The 17757-nt window shown below is 35.8% G+C and carries 13 protein-coding genes; 9 read left to right on the forward strand and 4 right to left on the reverse strand.

Annotation, left to right across the window (positions count from 1 at the left end; all coding sequences use genetic code 11):
- Nucleotides 1–10: 10 nt before the first annotated feature.
- The 3 genes from OZP13_RS16910 to OZP13_RS16920 all read left to right on the forward strand — a co-directional run bounded on the left by OZP13_RS16910 (nt 11) and on the right by OZP13_RS16920 (nt 6239).
- A complete protein-coding gene (locus OZP13_RS16910; RefSeq protein WP_281297955.1) occupies nt 11–1477 on the forward strand; it encodes an OmpA family protein in 1467 nt (488 codons plus the stop codon).
- Between the two features lie 475 nt (nt 1478–1952).
- Nucleotides 1953–3410: an OmpA family protein gene (locus tag OZP13_RS16915; RefSeq protein ID WP_281297956.1), complete on the forward strand. Its 1458-nt coding sequence runs from the start codon at nt 1953–1955 to the stop codon at nt 3408–3410.
- 66 nt (nt 3411–3476) lie between these two features.
- The gene (locus OZP13_RS16920) at nt 3477–6239 is read left to right on the forward strand and encodes a PD-(D/E)XK nuclease family protein (protein WP_281297957.1); all 2763 of its coding nucleotides are present in this window, start codon (nt 3477–3479) and stop codon (nt 6237–6239) included.
- Here the strand turns inward: OZP13_RS16920 and OZP13_RS16925 are convergent.
- On the reverse strand, nt 6236–7018 hold the full coding sequence (locus OZP13_RS16925; protein WP_281297958.1) for an alpha/beta fold hydrolase: 783 nt from the start codon (nt 7016–7018) through the stop codon (nt 6236–6238). The two genes, OZP13_RS16920 and OZP13_RS16925, sit on opposite strands and share 4 nt — an antisense overlap.
- A gap of 138 nt (nt 7019–7156) precedes the next feature.
- Here OZP13_RS16925 and OZP13_RS16930 point away from each other — a divergent pair, with 138 nt between their 5' ends.
- Nucleotides 7157–8362, forward strand: a complete 1206-nt coding sequence (locus OZP13_RS16930; protein ID WP_281297959.1) for an AbiH family protein — start codon at nt 7157–7159, stop codon at nt 8360–8362.
- Between the two features lie 53 nt (nt 8363–8415).
- Here OZP13_RS16930 and OZP13_RS16935 read toward each other — a convergent pair whose 3' ends face one another.
- The gene (locus OZP13_RS16935; RefSeq protein WP_281297960.1) at nt 8416–9216 is read right to left on the reverse strand and encodes a TIGR00266 family protein; all 801 of its coding nucleotides are present in this window, start codon (nt 9214–9216) and stop codon (nt 8416–8418) included.
- 413 nt (nt 9217–9629) lie between these two features.
- Complete coding sequence (locus tag OZP13_RS16940; protein WP_269241302.1) at nt 9630–10922, reverse strand: aminopeptidase P family protein; 1293 nt, start codon at nt 10920–10922, stop codon at nt 9630–9632.
- Nucleotides 10923–11275: 353 nt separating this feature from the next.
- Between OZP13_RS16940 and OZP13_RS16945 the strand changes: the two genes are divergently transcribed.
- From OZP13_RS16945 to OZP13_RS16965, 5 genes are all read left to right on the forward strand, one after another.
- Nucleotides 11276–11944 carry a succinate dehydrogenase cytochrome b subunit gene (locus OZP13_RS16945; RefSeq protein ID WP_281297961.1) on the forward strand — a complete coding sequence of 223 codons (669 nt, stop codon included), beginning with the start codon at nt 11276–11278 and terminating at the stop codon, nt 11942–11944.
- Nucleotides 11945–11957: 13 nt separating this feature from the next.
- Nucleotides 11958–13967, forward strand: a complete 2010-nt coding sequence (locus OZP13_RS16950; RefSeq protein ID WP_281297962.1) for a fumarate reductase/succinate dehydrogenase flavoprotein subunit — start codon at nt 11958–11960, stop codon at nt 13965–13967.
- 27 nt (nt 13968–13994) lie between these two features.
- Complete coding sequence (locus OZP13_RS16955) at nt 13995–14369, forward strand: four helix bundle protein (protein ID WP_269241304.1); 375 nt, start codon at nt 13995–13997, stop codon at nt 14367–14369.
- Nucleotides 14370–14415: 46 nt separating this feature from the next.
- On the forward strand, nt 14416–15177 hold the full coding sequence (locus OZP13_RS16960; protein WP_281297963.1) for a succinate dehydrogenase/fumarate reductase iron-sulfur subunit: 762 nt from the start codon (nt 14416–14418) through the stop codon (nt 15175–15177).
- Nucleotides 15178–15313: 136 nt separating this feature from the next.
- Nucleotides 15314–16081 carry an amidohydrolase gene (locus OZP13_RS16965; protein ID WP_281297964.1) on the forward strand — a complete coding sequence of 256 codons (768 nt, stop codon included), beginning with the start codon at nt 15314–15316 and terminating at the stop codon, nt 16079–16081.
- Here the strand turns inward: OZP13_RS16965 and OZP13_RS16970 are convergent.
- Nucleotides 16070–17728, reverse strand: a complete 1659-nt coding sequence (locus tag OZP13_RS16970; protein ID WP_281297965.1) for an Ig-like domain-containing domain — start codon at nt 17726–17728, stop codon at nt 16070–16072. The two genes, OZP13_RS16965 and OZP13_RS16970, sit on opposite strands and share 12 nt — an antisense overlap.
- Nucleotides 17729–17757: the final 29 nt, after the last annotated feature.

Below are 17757 nucleotides of genomic sequence, written 5' to 3' on the forward strand. Positions count from 1 at the left end.
AAAATTAAGTATGAAACATCTGAACAAACTTTTATTTGCTGTAATGATGCTGATGACCATAAGTTCTCAGGCACAAGACAGTAACAATCCATGGGCATTGTCTTTTGGAGTTAATGCGGTTGACACACGAGCAAGTGCTGGTGGAGGAAAAAATTGGCTTGACCAACACTTTTCCCAAGCGTTCAACGTAAGTGAAAACTGGAATATTCTTCCTTCTGTATCTTATATTAGCCTTGCAAGATCAGTTGGGAATAATTTTTCTGTTGGAATTCAAGGATCTATAAACAAAATAGACAAATTTGTTGTTTTTGATCCTACTGCACCAGGTCATAATTCTTGTGGTTATGTAGTAACTAATCCTGGAGACTTAATGTATTATGGTATTGATGCAAACGTAAAATACAGTTTCAAGAGTTTAATAAAATCTAAAGTAATCGATCCTTCCTTGAGAGTTGGTGGAGGTTATACTTTCTTGGGCGATAACAGTTACGGAACTGTTAATCCAGGTGCAGGTTTGACTTTTTGGTTTACTGAAAACGTAGGTTTGGCTTTAGAGACTACTTACAAAAAATCATTTGGAGATCGTGCTGCTGCTGGAGATGCTTACACTCCTGAAGCTCCTTCTCATTTCCAACATTCAGTTGGTATTACTTTCCAATTTGGAGGTAAAGATACAGACGGAGACGGAATTTATGACAAAGATGATGCTTGTCCAGAAGTTGCTGGTTTAAAACAATTCAACGGATGTCCTGATACAGACGGAGACGGAATTATCGACGGAAGCGATGCTTGTCCAGATGTATTTGGTTTAGCTGCTTTGAGCGGATGTCCAGACAAAGACGGAGACGGAATTGCTGACAAAGATGATGCTTGTCCAGAAGTTGCTGGTTTGGCTGCTTTCAAAGGTTGTCCTGACACAGATGGAGATGGTCTTGCCGATAAAGATGATAAATGTCCTACTGTAGCTGGTCCTAAAGATAATGGTGGATGTCCAGTATTGGATGCTGACAAAGATGGTGTAGCCGATAAAGACGATGACTGTCCTACTGTAGCTGGTCCTATCAGCAACAAAGGATGTCCTGAAGTAACTGTAGAAGTTATCGAAAGTCTTAAAATTCAAGCTAGATCAGTTTTCTTTAACTCAGGTAAATCAACTTTCAAAACTGGTGACGCTGCAACAATAGCTAGTTTAGATGCAATGAAAGAAATTCTTAGAAACTATCCAAATGCTAAATTCAGTATTGAAGGACACACAGATAGCGATGGTTCTGACAAATTGAATCAAAAACTTTCTGAAGACAGAGCTAATGCTGTTAGAAATGTTTTGGTTGAAAACGGAATTAAACCAGAAAACTTGACTGCTGTAGGTTATGGTGAATCTAAACCAATTGCTTCTAACAAAACTAAAGCTGGTAAAGCTCAAAACAGAAGAACTGAAGTTAGACACGTAGGTTCTATATACGAAGGTAAATTGTAGTTTACTTTTGAATAAATAATTTTAAAAGCCATTCTTAATAGAATGGCTTTTTTTGTTGTTGTACATCCAGTATAGCCCAAAATGACTACACAACAACTTTTGAAACCCTATTTTAAACATAAAACATTTCTAATGGGTTGTATATCAAGAATTATAAATCATTTGCAATAACAGAATTTTTTAATACTAAAAAAAAATGCACTTTTAATTAATGTTTTTAGAACTGAAAATCAATTAAGAGTAGTAATTTTCTTTTTTTTATAACACAAATAATTGCGGATTTAATACTACATTGTTTTTTATTAATAAATAAAATAGTGTTATTTTTGGTGGATATATTTATTAACTTTTAGGATAGGTGTATAAGGAGTGATGGAGTAGGATTTAATTGGAGAAATGCCATAATTAGTTTTTTCAAAAGAATTTATTTTTTCACTTCAAGTTTAAATAATATTAATGTAACTTAAAATTAAGCATGAAACATCTTTACAAATTTTTATTTGCTGCAACGTTGCTGATGACCATAAGTTCTCAGGCACAAGACAGTAACAATCCATGGGCATTGTCTTTTGGAGTTAATGCGGTTGACACACGAGCAAGTGCTGGTGGAGGGAAAAGTTGGCTAGACGCACATTTTTCCCAACCATTCAACGTAAGTGAAAACTGGAATATTCTTCCTTCTGTATCTTATATTAGCCTTGCAAGATCAATTGGGAATAATTTTTCTGTTGGACTTCAAGGATCTATAAATAAAATAGACAAATTTGTTGTTTTTGATCCTACTGCACCAGGTCATAATTCTTGTGGTTATGTAGTAACTAATCCTGGAGACTTAATGTATTATGGTGTTGATGCAAACGTTAAATACAGTTTCAAGAGTTTAATAAAATCTAAAGTAATCGATCCTTCCTTGAGAGTTGGTGGAGGTTATACTTTCTTGGGCGATAACAGTTACGGAACTGTTAATCCAGGAGCCGGTTTGACTTTTTGGTTCACTGAAAAAGTAGGTTTGGCTTTAGAAACAACTTACAAAAAATCATTTGGAGATAGAACTACTGGAGATATTTATACTCCTCAAGCTCCTTCACATTTCCAACACAGTGTAGGTATTACTTTCCAGTTTGGAGGTAAAGATACTGACGGTGACGGAATTTATGACAAAGAAGATGCTTGTCCCGAAGTTGCTGGTTTGAAACAATTCAAAGGTTGTCCTGATACTGATGGTGATGGAATTATCGATGGAAGTGATGCTTGTCCAGATGTATTTGGTTTAGCTGCTTTAAATGGTTGTCCTGATACAGACGGAGATGGCATTGCTGACAAAGATGACGCTTGCCCAGAAGTTGCTGGTTTGGCTGCTTTCAAAGGTTGTCCTGATACAGATGGAGATGGTCTTGCCGATAAAGATGATAAATGTCCTACTGTAGCTGGTCCTAAAGATAATGGTGGATGTCCGGTATTGGATGCCGACAAAGATGGTGTAGCCGACAAAGACGATGATTGTCCTACTGTAGCTGGTCCTGCCAGCAATAGAGGATGTCCTGAAGTAACAACTGAAGCTCTAGACAACCTTAAAGTTGAGGCTAGATCAGTTTATTTTGAATCAGGAAAATCTACGTTAAAAACAGATGGAACTCCAGCTCGTTTAGATGCCATTAAAGAGATTCTTAAAAACTATCCTAATGCTAAATTTAGTGTAGAAGGACACACAGACAGCGATGGTTCTGATGCTTACAATCAAAAACTTTCTGAAGACAGGGCTAATGCTGTTAAAAACGCATTGGTTACTAGAGGTATCAATGCTGATAACTTGACTACTGTAGGTTTTAGTGAATCTAAACCAATTGCTACCAACAAAACTAAAGCTGGTAAAGCTAAAAACAGAAGAACTGAAGTTAGACACGTAGGTTCTAAATATGAAGGTAAATTGTAGTTTACTTTTGAATAAATAATTTTAAAAAGCCATTCTTAATTGAATGGCTTTTTTTATATTTATAAAATGACAAACACTTCTTTTTTAGATAAAATTGCACAGGTTTTAATTGATAATTATTCAGGAAAACTCTCCAATACCATTGTGGTCTTGCCCAACAAGCGAGCAAAAATATTTTTGGTAGAAGCGTTGAAACGACAAGTTGAAACTAATATTCTGTCTCCAGAGATTATCAGCATTGAGGAATTTATTCAAGATATAGCCAGCATTCGCAATATTGATCCAATAGAATTATTGTTCGAATTTTATGAAGTCTATTTATCGGTTACCGAAAAACCAAATCAACAATCCTTTGAGCTTTTTGCCAATTGGGCCAAAACATTGTTGCAGGATTTCAACGAGATTGATCGCTACTTATTAGATCCCTCCCACGTCCTTTCTTATCTAAAGGACATTGAAGACATCAAAAAATGGGGAATTGAAGTCGAAAATAAAACCCAATTACTAGAAAAATATATCGATTTTTGGAAATTACTGCCCAATTACTACCAATCACTTTACAATCATTTGCTGAATAAAGGAATTGGTTACCAAGGCTTGATTTATCGTGAAGCAGTAAACAATCTCAATCATTTTTCGGATTCCATAAAAGAAAAGCAATTTGTCTTTGCGGGTTTCAATGCCTTGAATGCCGCCGAAGAAAGAATCATTCAACATTTAATGGCTTCTGATCAAGCTGCGATATATTGGGATGTTGACCAAACTTTTCTAAATGACCCCTATCACGATGCAGGATTGTTTGTGCGTCGTTTCAAGTCGAGTTGGAAACACTACAAATCCAATCCTTTCGAATGGATTGTGGATGATTTTTCACAGTCAAAAAACATTCAGGTTATTGGTACGCCAAAAACCATTGGTCAAGCCAAAATCGCCGGAAGTATCATAGAAAATATTATCAATGATAATCCAAATACAACATTGGACAAAGTTGCCGTTGTTTTGGGTGAGGAAAACTTGTTGGTGCCACTTTTATATTCGCTGCCATCAACTGTTGGCGCCTTGAATATCACGATGGGTTATTCCAGCAAGAACAATCCAGCGCAGATTTTGATTGCCAAATTGTTCAAGATGCACACGAATGCCTTGTCTCGAAATGCGAAAAGTTATGTCTTGTATTACAAAGACGTTTTGGATATTTTGACGCATCCTTTGGTGGAACCTTATGCGAAAACCAATGCCTTGGTTGGTGTCATTAATCAAAACAACTATACTTTTATCACTAATCATAAGTTGATGGAATTGAATCCAAATCCGAGTGATTTGTTTCTGTTGTTGTTCCAAAAATGGGAAAATGGTTCGATGGCGGTTTTGGAAACGATTTCCAATTTGCTGCAAACCATCAAAACGAATTTAAGCAACGACAATGAAGAGGAGAAAATCACGAAAGCTTTTGTTTATGCGATTTTTAAAACCATCAACAAACTGATTAATTACTATTCGCAACATTCCCATATCGATAAAATCGAAACGCTACACGCCATTTACAAACAAGTAATTGATTTGGCTGAAGTTTCTTTCGAGGGCGAACCTTTGAATGGTTTGCAAATTATGGGAGTCTTGGAAAGTCGTGTTTTGGATTTCGAAACCGTGATTGTCACTTCAATGAATGAAGGCAAATTTCCGGCGGGAAAATCGATGAATTCTTTTATTCCGTATGATGTGAAACGGGAATTGGGTTTGCCGACTTTCAAGGAAAAAGATGCGATTTATACCTATCACTTCTACCATTTGTTGCAACGAGCCAAGAATATTTATTTGATTTACAACACCGAAAGTGAAGGTTTGGATGCAGGTGAAAAAAGCCGTTTCATCACCCAATTGGAAGTCGAAAAACAAGCAAAACATACATTAACCCACGAAATTTACAATGCGGTTTTACCCGAAACGGCTTATCAACCTATTGTGGTTTCAAAGTCGGAATCGGTGATGGTGCGGTTGAAGGAAATTGCAGAAAAAGGATTTTCTCCATCAGCCTTGACGAGTTATATCCGAAATCCAATTGATTTTTATTTCCAAAAGATTTTACGCATTAGCGAAGTCGAAGAAGTCGAGGAAAACATCGCCTTGAATACTTTGGGAACCATTATTCACGAAACCTTGGAAGTCTTATACACACCATTTATCGGGAAGTTTTTGTCTGAAACAGATATTTTAGGTTGCTTCAAATTGTTGGATGCCGAAGTGTTGAAACAATTCAAATTGGTTTATAAAGAAGGTGAAATCAAAAAAGGTAGAAATCTGTTGGCTTTTGAAGTAGCCAAACGCAATGTTTCTAATTTTTTGAAAGTCGAATTGGAAAGCATTAAAAATGGTGAAGCCATAAAAATACTTCATTTGGAAAAAGCTTGCGAAAGAATTTTGGAACATCCGAGTTTGCCGTTTCCGATAAAAATTGCTGGAAAAGTCGATAGAATAGAAGAACGCAACGGAGTAATACGAATTATCGATTACAAAACCGGAAAAGTGGATAAGCCAAACGTTACCTTGAAATCGTGGAAAGGATTGACGGACGAAATCAAAAACGACAAGATAATCCAGATTCTGGCGTATGCTTTTATGTATGAAAACGAAGCCAATGGCAAACCAATCGAAGCCGGAATCATTTCGTTCAAGAACTTGAAATCGGGATTTTTGCCTTTCAGTTTTAAAGATGGGAAAGAAGAAAAAACGACAATTGACACTGATATTTTAAATGATTATCTGGAACAAATGGTTTTGTTGTTGAATGAAATTCTGGATGAGACAAAACCTTTTGAAGAAAAGATTTAAACTCCTTTAAAAAACTCCAATAAAACATTTTTCAATTCGTCTCGATTTTCGATATGACTCATATGTCCGTCGGGCAAAGTGATTAGTTTGACAGCGGTGTCTTCTATTTGTTCTAATGCGATTTCGTATATTAATACAGGATCTTTTTTGCCAAGAATCAGCATTTTTGGATAAGGTGTGAGGTGTAATAAAACTTCTCGGTCTTTGCGAATTTTCATTCCTTCGAGTGAAGCTACGACGCCTTGCAAGGGAGTTTTCAAAGCTTCGTTTTTTACCTTTTCGATTTCGTCAATTAATCGTTCGCGATTGTCGGGACTAAAAAGATTGCCAATAGAAAGTCTAATAAATGTAGTATAGTCTTTCTTCACGGCTTTTATGGCGCGATCTCGATTGGTTTTTCGTTCCTCGCTGTCGGCTTTTGAAGTTGAATTTAATAAAACCAAAGCTCTCACTTTTTCAGGATACAATTCGGCGAAAGCCAAAGCCACATAACCGCCCATAGAATGCCCGACAAAAACCGCTTTTCGGATTCGCAATTTGGACAAAACAGCCTGAACTATTTCGGCGTTGTCTTCCATAGAATGGATGTAGCCCAAACATTCCGTTTCACCGTGACCTAACAAATCGATTGTTATGATTCGGTTTTTTTTGCTCAATTCCGGAACCAAATCTTGCCACATCGTTTTATTTTCCAAAAAACCGTGAAGCAACACAACGGCATTGCCTTTTCCGGTATCGGAATAGGAGATTTTCGTGTTTTTGTAGAGGATTTGATTCATCGTTTTAAACTTGGAGCAAAAATAAGGCTAAAATTTTTAAACCCTATAAGAAATTCAAGTTCATATAAGAAAATCTTAAACCTACTTGAATTCTAATATGTTAAAGAAAATAACTACATTTGATAAAAGGATTTTTATATGAGTAAAATTTTAATTACAGGAAACGGATTTGATTTATTTCATCATTTGCCAACAAAATATAATCATTTTATTTCAATAATGACAATGATTGAAGATGTTGAATATAGTACCGATGTGTCTTTTGAAAAATTATTTGGACGTGTATTTAAAATAAGATATCTGGATGAATATGAATCAATAATTAAAAATTACAACACAAATAATATTGAATTTGATCTTGATAAAATAAATAGAATAAAACAACTTTTACAAACCAATCTTTGGTACAAACATTTCAAAAATGTCTGTGAAATTGATACTTGGATTGATTTTGAAATGGAAATTGAAAATGTTTTGAATCAATTAACTTTTTTTGAAAGGTTTAAAAATAAATGGGAAATTAGAAAAAATGTTTTTGGTGATCAACTTGTGGAATTCACTGACTTTGAATTGTTTAATTTGATTAAAGTAGTTAATATTGGAGGAGGTTTTAAATTAAATGAAAAATATATTAACCAAAGGAAGAGTTCTATTGATGTGAAAAAAATGCTAGAAGATTTAGCACAATCATTTGAAGAATTTATTGTAGTTTTTAATCGTTATTTAGTTGATATAGTGAGCGTTTTTTATGACCAGATAAAACAAAAATCAGAATTTCCTTTTCATTTAATGAATGAAATTTACACATTTAATTACACTCCAACTTTAGAAAAGATTTATAATGTTGATAAATCGAAAGTGGTTTATTTACACGGAGAAATAAATGAAGATTGTCATAAACAAAATATAGTTCTTGGAATTAGTGAAATGCCAAAACATATTAATGACAGTAAAATGTTTGATTTTACTAAATTTTATCAAAAAGTTCGTAAAAAAACAAACTATAAATTTATTAAAATACCAGATGAGAAAAAAAACCAACTTAATGAAACAATTTTTTATATAATTGGTCATTCTTTAGATGAATCGGATAAAGAATATATTACTGATTTATTTAAATTTTTAGATTTTGATTTAAAGAGGAGGGCTAAAATTTGTGTGTTTTACTATAATTTAAGTGATATGGAAAATAAATTAAAAAACTTGTTTAATATAATAGATAAAGAAGTTGTTGTAAATATGAATAAAGAGAATAGGCTTTATTTTGTTGAATTAAACGAGCAAAATATAAAAATGGAATTTGAAAAACAGACATATAGACATCAGCCTATACAAATAAGATAATTACAAACGGTTCACATTCCTGCAAACCGTTTATAATTATCTTCTAAAAGTTGTTAAAATCGATTATCCCCATCCAATAAATTGCCTAATCCACCAAGTAAACTGCCTTCCTCACGACTATTTCCTCCTGCTCTTGGTGCTGAAGCAATAATTCGATCGGCAAGACGACTGAAAGGCAAGGATTGTATATAGACAGTTCCTGGCCCGCGAAGTGTCGCATAGAATAAACCTTCACCTCCAAAAATGGAATTTTTGATTCCGCCAATAAATTCAATATCATAGTCTACATTCTGAGTAAATCCTACAAGGCAACCTGTATCTACTTTTAGAATTTCGCCCTCTCTAAGTTCTTTTTTTGCCAAAGTTCCTCCTGAATGTACAAATGCCAGACCGTCGCCCTCAATTTTTTGCATAATGAAACCTTCTCCGCCAAAGAAACCGCGACCTAATTTTTTAGAAAATTCGATCCCAACTGATACGCCTTTGGCTGCACATAGAAAGGAACTTTTTTGACAGATGAATTTCCCTTGAAATTGTGTCAAATCAATAGGAAGGATTTTTCCGGGATAAGGCGAAGCAAACGAAACCTTGCTTTTGTAATTATTTTGATTGATAAATGCGGTCATAAACAAGCTTTCGCCAGTGAGGACGCGTTTTCCTGCGCTGAGGAGTTTGTCGAAAATCCCGGTTTGTTGTTGGGAGCCGTCGCCAAAAATGGTTTGCATTTGGATATTGTTGTCCATCATCATAAAGCTTCCTGCCTCGGCAATGACAATTTCTTGTGGGTCTAATTCGATTTCAACATATTGCATTTCTTCTCCGAAAATTTGGAAATCTATTTCGTGTGCTTTCATTGGTGTCTTTTTTTGAATTAAAACTATTGGTCTAAAAAGGATTTAAAAGTTACTATTTTTTTGTGGATTTTGAAAGTAATCGGGTAGAAACAATCATTATAATGAAATAAATTAACCCATTGGGTGTAATTCAATTTGTACTTTTTTAAACACATAGAATCATAGTTTTTATAAATTTTTAAAGACGTTTCACTTTATTAAAGAAAACCATAGCTATGTGAATCCAAGAATTGGGCTATTCAACTCTTTTTTTCTATGATTCTATGTGTTTCAATTTTGTTGTTCCTTAAAATTTAATAATTGCATCAACGGGTTAAATTAAGTTTTCTAATTTGTGTTATACGTTAAATAAAAAACGGCTCACATTGCTGTAAACCGTTTTGAATATAAACTTTAAAATCAGAAATCTAAATTCAAGAATTCATAAGCGTTTCAATCTCCTCAATTTCAATCGGGATGTTTCGCATTAAATTGAACGGTTCGCCAGTTTCCTGAACAACCACATTGTCTTCCAGTCGGATTCCGAAACCTTCGGCGGGAATGTAGATTCCGGGTTCTACGGTGAAAACCATATTGGCTTGCATTGGTTCGGTAAGTTTTCCGTAATCGTGGGTGTCCAATCCCATATGGTGGGAAGTGCCGTGCATAAAATATTTTTTGTAGGCTGGCCAATCCGGGTTTTCGTTTTGCACATCGGCTTTGTCCAAAAGTCCCAAACCAAGCAATTCCGAAGTCATTATTTTACCCACTTCAAGGTGGTATTGTTTCCAAAGTGTTCCTGGAGTCAGCATTTTGGTTGCTTCATTTTTTACTCTTAAAACCGCATTGTAAACTGCTTTTTGTCTTTCGTTATAACGACCAGAAACTGGAATAGTTCGAGTTAAATCGCTAGAATAATTGGCGTATTCGGCGGCAACGTCCAATAAAATTAAATCGCCGGCTTTGCATTGTTGGTTGTTTTCGATGTAATGCAACACATTGGCATTATTTCCTGAGGCAATAATTGGAGTATAGGCAAAACCTTTGGAACGATTGCGGATGAATTCGTGGATCAATTCGGCCTCGATTTCGTATTCCATTACATTTGGTTTTACAAAAGGAAGCAACCTTCTGAAACCTTTTTCGGTAATATCGCAAGCATTTTGGATTAAATCCAATTCTTCGGTTTCTTTTACGGAACGCAAACGTTGCAAAATCGGATTGCTTTTGGCTACAGCGTGTGCGGGATATTTCTCTTTCCACCATTTTACAAAGCGGGCTTCGCGGGTTTCGGTTTCCACGGTGGCGCGATAATGTTCGTTGGTGTTGATGTAAATCGTGTCGGAATAGGTCATTAATTCGAACAAAACTTTCTCGAAATCTTGCAGCCAATACACGGTTTTAATTCCCGAAACTTCAAAAGCTCGCTCTTTGGTCAGTTTTTCGCCTTCCCAGATGGCAATGTGTTCACTGGTTTCTTTGAGGAACAGCATTTCTTTTTGGTTTTCATAAGGAGCATCTGGAAAGAGCAACAAGATGCTTTCTTCTTGGTCAACTCCAGACAAATAGAAAATATCTCTGTGTTGAGCAAACGGCAAAGTGCTGTCGGCAGAAACGGGATAAATGTCGTTGGAGTTGAAAATCGCCACGCTGTTTGGCTTCATTTGAGCCTTGAATTTGGCGCGGTTTTTTATAAAAAGTTGACGGTCGATTTGATGGTATTTCATTATTAAAGGGAGATATGTTTAAGTACATCAAAATTAAGTACTTTAAAATCAAAAATGAAAAAATAACATTTTAATTTTTCTTTGTTTAATAAATCTTTTTCAAGAAGCTAAAAGTAGTTTTTGCTGTTTTGTGGAGTATGTAAATTTTAAAAAATACGTATTTGTACTTATGAATACTGAAAAATACGTATTTAATTATGATAATATGATAAATTTCAGAACTATTTCGTAATAGTGTAATTTGTGGCAAAATAAACTTGATATTTGTCATAAAAAGAGCAAAAAAGGTTGTGGTTCACTTCTATTTACTTTATTTTTGTACAACTTTTATAAATAATTTATTTTCAAAACTTATGGCAAAATCTACGTTGTTGAAGTCGTCAATAGCTAAAAAAGTGGCTATGGCGCTTTCTGGAATTTTCTTGATTTCGTTTCTGGCATTGCACTTTTTCATTAATTTGGTTTCCGTGTTTAGTGCAGATGCTTTCAATGAAATGTCTCACTTTATGGGTTACAATCCTTTAATCCAATTTGTTATGCAGCCAGTATTGGTTGCTGGAGTTGTTTTTCATTTCATTATGGGATTCGTATTGGAGTTAAAAAACAAAAGCGCAAGACCTGTCGCTTATGTGAAATTTGATGGTGCTGCAAACTCAACTTGGGCATCAAGAAACATGATTGTTTCTGGTTTGGTGGTGTTGGCATTCTTGGGATTGCACATGTATGATTTTTGGTGTCAAGAAATGATCTACAAGTATGTTGAAGGAAATCCAATCGATGAAACAAGATATTTTCACGAATTGGTGGCTAAATTTGAAAGCCCGGTTCGTACAGGATTGTACAGCGTTGCTTTCGTGTTGTTGTCAGTTCACCTTTGGCACGGTTTCACTTCTTCTTTGCAATCAATTGGATTCGACAACAAAATCGGGAAGTCATTGCATAAAATATGTTATGCTTTTGCAATCATAGTTCCTTTTGGATTTATTTTCATTGCATTATTTCATCATTTTATTAATAATTAATATCAATCTATAAATGAAACTAGATTCTAAAATACCAGAAGGTCACATTTCACAAAAATGGACTGATTATAAAGACCACTTAAAGTTAGTTGCTCCAAACAACCGACCAAAAATAGATATCATCGTAGTAGGAACTGGATTGGCTGGAGCTTCGGCAGCAGCATCTTTTGCCGAAATGGGATACAACGTAAAAGCATTTTGTTACCAAGATTCTCCTCGTCGTGCACACTCGATTGCTGCACAAGGAGGTATCAATGCTGCCAAAAATTATCAAAATGATGGTGATAGTACTTTCCGTTTGTTTTATGACACCATCAAAGGTGGAGATTACAGGGCACGTGAAGCAAACGTTCACCGTTTAGCAGAAGTTTCAGGAAATATCATCGACCAATGTGTGGCTCAAGGAGTTCCTTTTGCACGTGATTATGGAGGATATTTGGACAACCGTTCTTTTGGGGGAACTCAAGTGCAACGTACATTTTACGCAGCTGGACAAACCGGACAACAATTATTATTAGGAGCTTATTCTTCTTTGTCAAGACAAATCGGGTTAGGAAAAATTGAAATGTTCAATCGTCACGAAATGTTGGAATTGGTGAAAGTGGACGGAAAAGCTCGTGGAATCATTGCTCGTAATTTGATTACAGGAGAATTAGAAAGACATTCTGCTCACGCTGTAATTGTAGCAACTGGAGGATACGGAAACGTTTATTTCCTTTCTACAAACGCAATGGGATCGAATGTAACTGCTGGTTGGAAAGTACACAAACAAGGCGCTTTGTTCGCCAATCCTTGTTACGTGCAAATTCACCCAACTTGTATTCCGGTACACGGAACCAATCAATCGAAATTGACCTTGATGTCAGAGTCGTTGAGAAACTCAGGACGTATTTGGGTTCCAAAGAAAAAAGAAGATGCAGAAGCGATTCGTGCGGGTAAAATGAAACCAACACAAATTGCTGAAGAAGATAGAGATTACTACCTAGAAAGAAAATATCCAGCATTTGGAAACCTGGTTCCTCGTGATGTGGCTTCAAGAGCGGCAAAAGAAGTTTGTGACGCTGGTCACGGAATTGAGGCTAACGATACCAACGAAGGAGTTTATTTGGATTTCTCCACAGAAATTCAATCTAAAGGAAAACAAACGGCTTACGCCAAAGGAAACCACAATCCTTCTCAAGAAGAAATACTTTCATTAGGGAAAAAATGGTTGGAGGAAAAATACGGTAACTTGTTTACCATGTACCAAAAAATTACGGATGAGAATCCTTATGAAACCCCAATGAAAATCTATCCTGCTGTTCACTACACCATGGGTGGTGTTTGGGTTGATTATAACTTGCAATCTACTATTCCAGGTTGTTTCGTTGCAGGAGAAGCGAATTTCTCTGACCACGGAGCGAACCGTTTGGGAGCTTCTGCTTTGATGCAAGGTTTGGCTGACGGTTATTTCGTATTGCCTTATACTGTTTCAGATTATTTGGCTGATGATATTCGTACTGGAAAAATCTCTACTGATTTGCCGGAATTTGCTGCTGCCGAAAAGAGCGTAAAAGATTCAATCGATAAATTCTTAAACAATAACGGAACAAAAACGGTGGATCATTTCCACAAACGTTTAGGTTTGATTATGTGGAATAAAGTAGGAATGGGTCGTAATGAGAAAGGCTTAACAGAAGCCATTTCGGAAATTGCTGCTTTAAAAGAAGAATTCTACAAAGACGTTTATGTTCCGGGTAGTGCCGACGAATTGAATCCAGAATTGGAGAAAGTACTTCGTGTTGCCGATTTTATCGAATTAGGACAATTAATGGCCATCGACGGATTGCAACGTAAAGAATCTTGTGGAGGTCACTTCCGTGAAGAATATCAAGATGCCGAAGGAGAAACCCTTCGTGATGACGAAAACTTCAAATTTGTGGGTGCTTGGGAATACAAAGGAGACGACATCAACACTGAAGAACTTCACAAGGAAGAATTGAAATACGAGTTTATCAAAATAGCCGCAAGAAACTATAAGTAATTAGGCATTAGCCAAAAGGCAATAGTTATGGGGGAGATAAAATCGTATAAAGATTTATTGATTTGGCAGAAAGGAATTGATATTGTCTGTATGACTTATAAATTAGTTTCTAGTTTTCCAAAAGATGAATTATACGCTTTGTCAAGCCAAATAAAAAGAAGTTCAGTGTCAGTTCCTTCAAATATTGCTGAAGGATATGGAAGACAATCAATTCAAAGTTATATTCAATTTATCAAAATAGCTCGAGGTTCTTTGTGTGAATTAGAAACACAATTATTAGTGGCAAGTAAATTGGATTTTATTAATGATGAAAAATTGTTTTTAGAGTTATCAAATCAGATTACAGAAGAAAGCAAAATGATTAATTCCTTTATAAATAAATTAGAGTCAAGTAAACAATAGTTACTAATGCCTTTTGTCTTATGGCTTTTGGCTAAAAATAAAAATTATGAGCGCAGCAAAAAATATCAATATAACCCTTAACATTTGGCGTCAAAAAAATGCCAAAGAAAAAGGGAAAATGGAAACATACAAATTGAACGATGTTTCTACAGCCAGTTCATTTCTGGAAATGTTGGACCAATTGAACGAACAATTAGTTAACGAAAGAAAAGAACCAATTGCATTTGACCACGATTGTCGCGAAGGAATTTGCGGTATGTGTTCTTTGTATATCAATGGACGTGCACACGGACCAGATACAGGAATCACAACATGTCAATTGCATATGAGAATGTTTAATGACGGAGATACAATTGTTATTGAACCTTGGCGAAGTGCAGCTTTTCCAGTAATCAAAGATTTAATTGTTGACAGAACTGCCTTTGAAAGAATTCAACAAGCGGGAGGATTTGTTTCGGTTAATACTTCTGGAAATACCATCGATGCCAACACCATTTTAGTACCTAAAGACGATGCCGACAAAGCATTTGAAGCAGCAGCTTGTATTGGTTGTGGAGCTTGTGTGGCTACTTGTAAAAACGGTTCAGCAATGTTATTTGTTGGAGCAAAAGTATCTCAATATGCTTTATTGCCACAAGGAAAAGTAGAAGCCACAAACCGTGTTTTGAATATGGTACGTCAAATGGACGAAGAAGGTTTTGGTAACTGTACCAATACTGGGGCTTGTGAAGTAGAGTGTCCAAAAGGAATTTCTTTGGAAAATATCGCTCGCATGAACAGAGAATATTTTTCAGCAAGTTTGAAATAATAGCTTTTTAGGCATTAGCCAAAAGGCAATAGTAAAAACGCATTCATTGATTTGGATGCGTTTTTTTTTGCTTCAATCCAAAACTTAATTTTCTTAATCTCTTAATGGTTTAAAAAATTTAAATTAATTTTATACTATGAAAATCGCCCTTCTCCAATCGTCTTTATTCTGGGAAAACCCCAAAGTCAACCGAAACTATTTCGAGGAAAAAATCAATACCGTTACTGAAAAAATTGATTTGATTGTATTGCCGGAAATGTTCTCGACGGGTTTCACGATGAATGCAGAGGCTGTTTTCGAAACAATGGACGGCGAAACTATTCAATGGTTGCAATCTTTGGCGAAAGCCAAAAACAGCGCGATTACGGGAAGTTTGGTCATCAAGGAAAATGGCAATTTTTACAACCGATTGGTGTTTGTTTTTCCGTCAGGCGAAATCCAATTTTATGACAAAAGACATTTGTTTACCTTGGCTGGCGAAGACAAAGTTTATACTGCCGGAAAGGAAAAATTGATTGTGGAATATAAAGGTTGGAAAATTTGTCCGCTAGTTTGTTATGATTTGCGTTTTCCGGTTTTTGCCCGAAATGTAGAGGATTATGATGTTTTGATTTACGTTGCCAATTGGCCAAAAGCAAGAATTCAGGCTTGGGATATTTTGCTCAAAGCCCGTTCGGTCGAAAATTTGTGCTATACGATTGGCGTGAACAGAACTGGTTTTGACAGCAACAATTTAGAATATAATGGGCATTCGCAAGCAGTTGATTTTCTTGGAAATTATGCTCTGGAACCACAAGAAACCGAAGGTGTTTTCATCGTGGAATTAAACAAGGAACAATTGCTTGAAACCAGAAAAAAACTCGGATTTCTTGGAGACAGAGATTATTTTGAATTAAAACCCTGATTTAATGGGCTTCTTTTTATCTTCTTTCTTTTTGGGTTCCGGCGTGTAGGGAATACTCAAGTCAAAAACCTGTTCCACGTCCCAATTCGCGCGAACATCTATTCCTTTCGAAAAATAAATGACTTCCTCGGCTTGGCGTTTCTCTAGATAATTCCCTGGATCCCATTCTTGGTTTTTGTTGTCGTCATAAATTGCCCGAAGCCAAAACACGGCAGGTTCGACCAAATTAAATTCAACTTTGGAGCTGCTTTCGGTATATTGGGTGGCGAGAACATCGCCTTTTTCGTTGGTCAGTTCAACAATTACGGGAAAGTGTTTTACGTTTTGTAAACTCACCTTGAGATTGCCATAATCAGTTAAATCTCTTGTCGATAAATTAAAAGCCAAAGTATCATTGGATTGTCCTAAATAATCGGTCATTGCGCCCGGCATAATTTGGAAAGTATATTTTTCCAGAGGTTCTTTCTTGAAATCAAAAAACAATTGCTGGTTGAATTCGTCATATTCCGTTTTAAAAGCTACCGCAACAGAATCTTTATTAATCAGTTTCATTTTTGAATTGTCGAATTTTTCCAATGGAGTGTTGCTCGTCAAAGCAAATCGTTCCTTCAAGTTTAAGTTGCCCGACTGGACAGCAGTTATGTTCACACTGTCTTTTTTCTGCGCTTTAATCTTAAAATTAAAGTTTCCTTTATATTTGTCTTTGGTCACGGCCATAGACAACGAATCTACTTTCAAGGGTTTGTACCACACTTGAAGGGAATCTTTTTTTGGAAATTTGGTAATGATGGTTGATAATTCGGTTTCTCCGTTTTTGAGCGTAATTTTCGAATCCTTAGATTTTCCTTCATAAGGAAGGATTAATCTGTTTCCGGAGGCCTGATAAGGTCTGGAGGCCTTGAAAGGCAGTGTTTCTTTGAACAATTTCAATTCATAAATCGTGTCGCCAGGAATGCTGATAAATTCCTTGTGAAACCCGATTTTGTCCTTTTTGGGATTGAATTTATTATTGGAGCCATAGTCTTTCATCGCCACCAAAAGATATTTTCCAGCCTTCAAATTCTCCAATTTAAAAGTTTTCAAACTGTCCAAGGTATTGGTAATATATCTCGGGGCTTCATTGTAAACCACGGAATCTTTAAAGTTTTCATTTACATCATAAAGCATTACCGAAACAAACGATTCCACTTCCTTGTTGTAAGCATCTTTCACCGTTCCGCCAATTGACAAAGAATCGATAAATGCGCCAGTCGAAAACACATATTTGAACTGGTTGTATGGATTTCCCTCATTGTTGTCTTCAATACTTTGGCCAAAATTAAAGCTGTAAGTCGTGTTGGGTTGAAGCGTGTCCAGTATTTTTATGTTGATATACTTGCTGACAGAAGTAGGCGTAATCAAGGGTTCATATTTCATTGGCGGCGAAATGATCAATTGCTTGTTCAGGTCTTTCAACTTGATGTATTCGTCAAAAGTCAATTTGATTTCGTTGGTTTTAAAATTGGTGCTGAAGTTTTTTGGAAAACTCATTTTCAAGACCGGAGCAAGGGTGTCTTTCAAACCGCCAGTGATGCTGCCTCTTTTGGCGCAACTTGCCATTAACAAAACCAATAGAAACAGAATATATTTAAAGTTGTTTTTCAACATAAGGAATCGATATTTAGAAGCTACAAAAT

The sequence above is a fragment of the Flavobacterium limnophilum genome, assembly GCF_027111315.2.
GTDB lineage: Bacteria > Bacteroidota > Bacteroidia > Flavobacteriales > Flavobacteriaceae > Flavobacterium > Flavobacterium limnophilum.

Bases quoted from the DNA above. Each gene is read 5' to 3' on its own strand.
- OZP13_RS16910 (WP_281297955.1), top strand. From the start codon at position 11: ATGAAACATCTGAACAAACTTTTATTTGCTGTAATGATGCTGATGACC.
- OZP13_RS16915 (WP_281297956.1), top strand. From the start codon at position 1,953: ATGAAACATCTTTACAAATTTTTATTTGCTGCAACGTTGCTGATGACC.
- OZP13_RS16920 (WP_281297957.1), top strand. From the start codon at position 3,477: ATGACAAACACTTCTTTTTTAGATAAAATTGCACAGGTTTTAATTGAT.
- OZP13_RS16925 (WP_281297958.1), bottom strand. From the start codon at position 7,018: ATGAATCAAATCCTCTACAAAAACACGAAAATCTCCTATTCCGATACC.
- OZP13_RS16930 (WP_281297959.1), top strand. From the start codon at position 7,157: ATGAGTAAAATTTTAATTACAGGAAACGGATTTGATTTATTTCATCAT.
- OZP13_RS16935 (WP_281297960.1), bottom strand. From the start codon at position 9,216: ATGAAAGCACACGAAATAGATTTCCAAATTTTCGGAGAAGAAATGCAA.
- OZP13_RS16940 (WP_269241302.1), bottom strand. From the start codon at position 10,922: ATGAAATACCATCAAATCGACCGTCAACTTTTTATAAAAAACCGCGCC.
- OZP13_RS16945 (WP_281297961.1), top strand. From the start codon at position 11,276: ATGGCAAAATCTACGTTGTTGAAGTCGTCAATAGCTAAAAAAGTGGCT.
- OZP13_RS16950 (WP_281297962.1), top strand. From the start codon at position 11,958: ATGAAACTAGATTCTAAAATACCAGAAGGTCACATTTCACAAAAATGG.
- OZP13_RS16955 (WP_269241304.1), top strand. From the start codon at position 13,995: ATGGGGGAGATAAAATCGTATAAAGATTTATTGATTTGGCAGAAAGGA.
- OZP13_RS16960 (WP_281297963.1), top strand. From the start codon at position 14,416: ATGAGCGCAGCAAAAAATATCAATATAACCCTTAACATTTGGCGTCAA.
- OZP13_RS16965 (WP_281297964.1), top strand. From the start codon at position 15,314: ATGAAAATCGCCCTTCTCCAATCGTCTTTATTCTGGGAAAACCCCAAA.
- OZP13_RS16970 (WP_281297965.1), bottom strand. From the start codon at position 17,728: ATGTTGAAAAACAACTTTAAATATATTCTGTTTCTATTGGTTTTGTTA.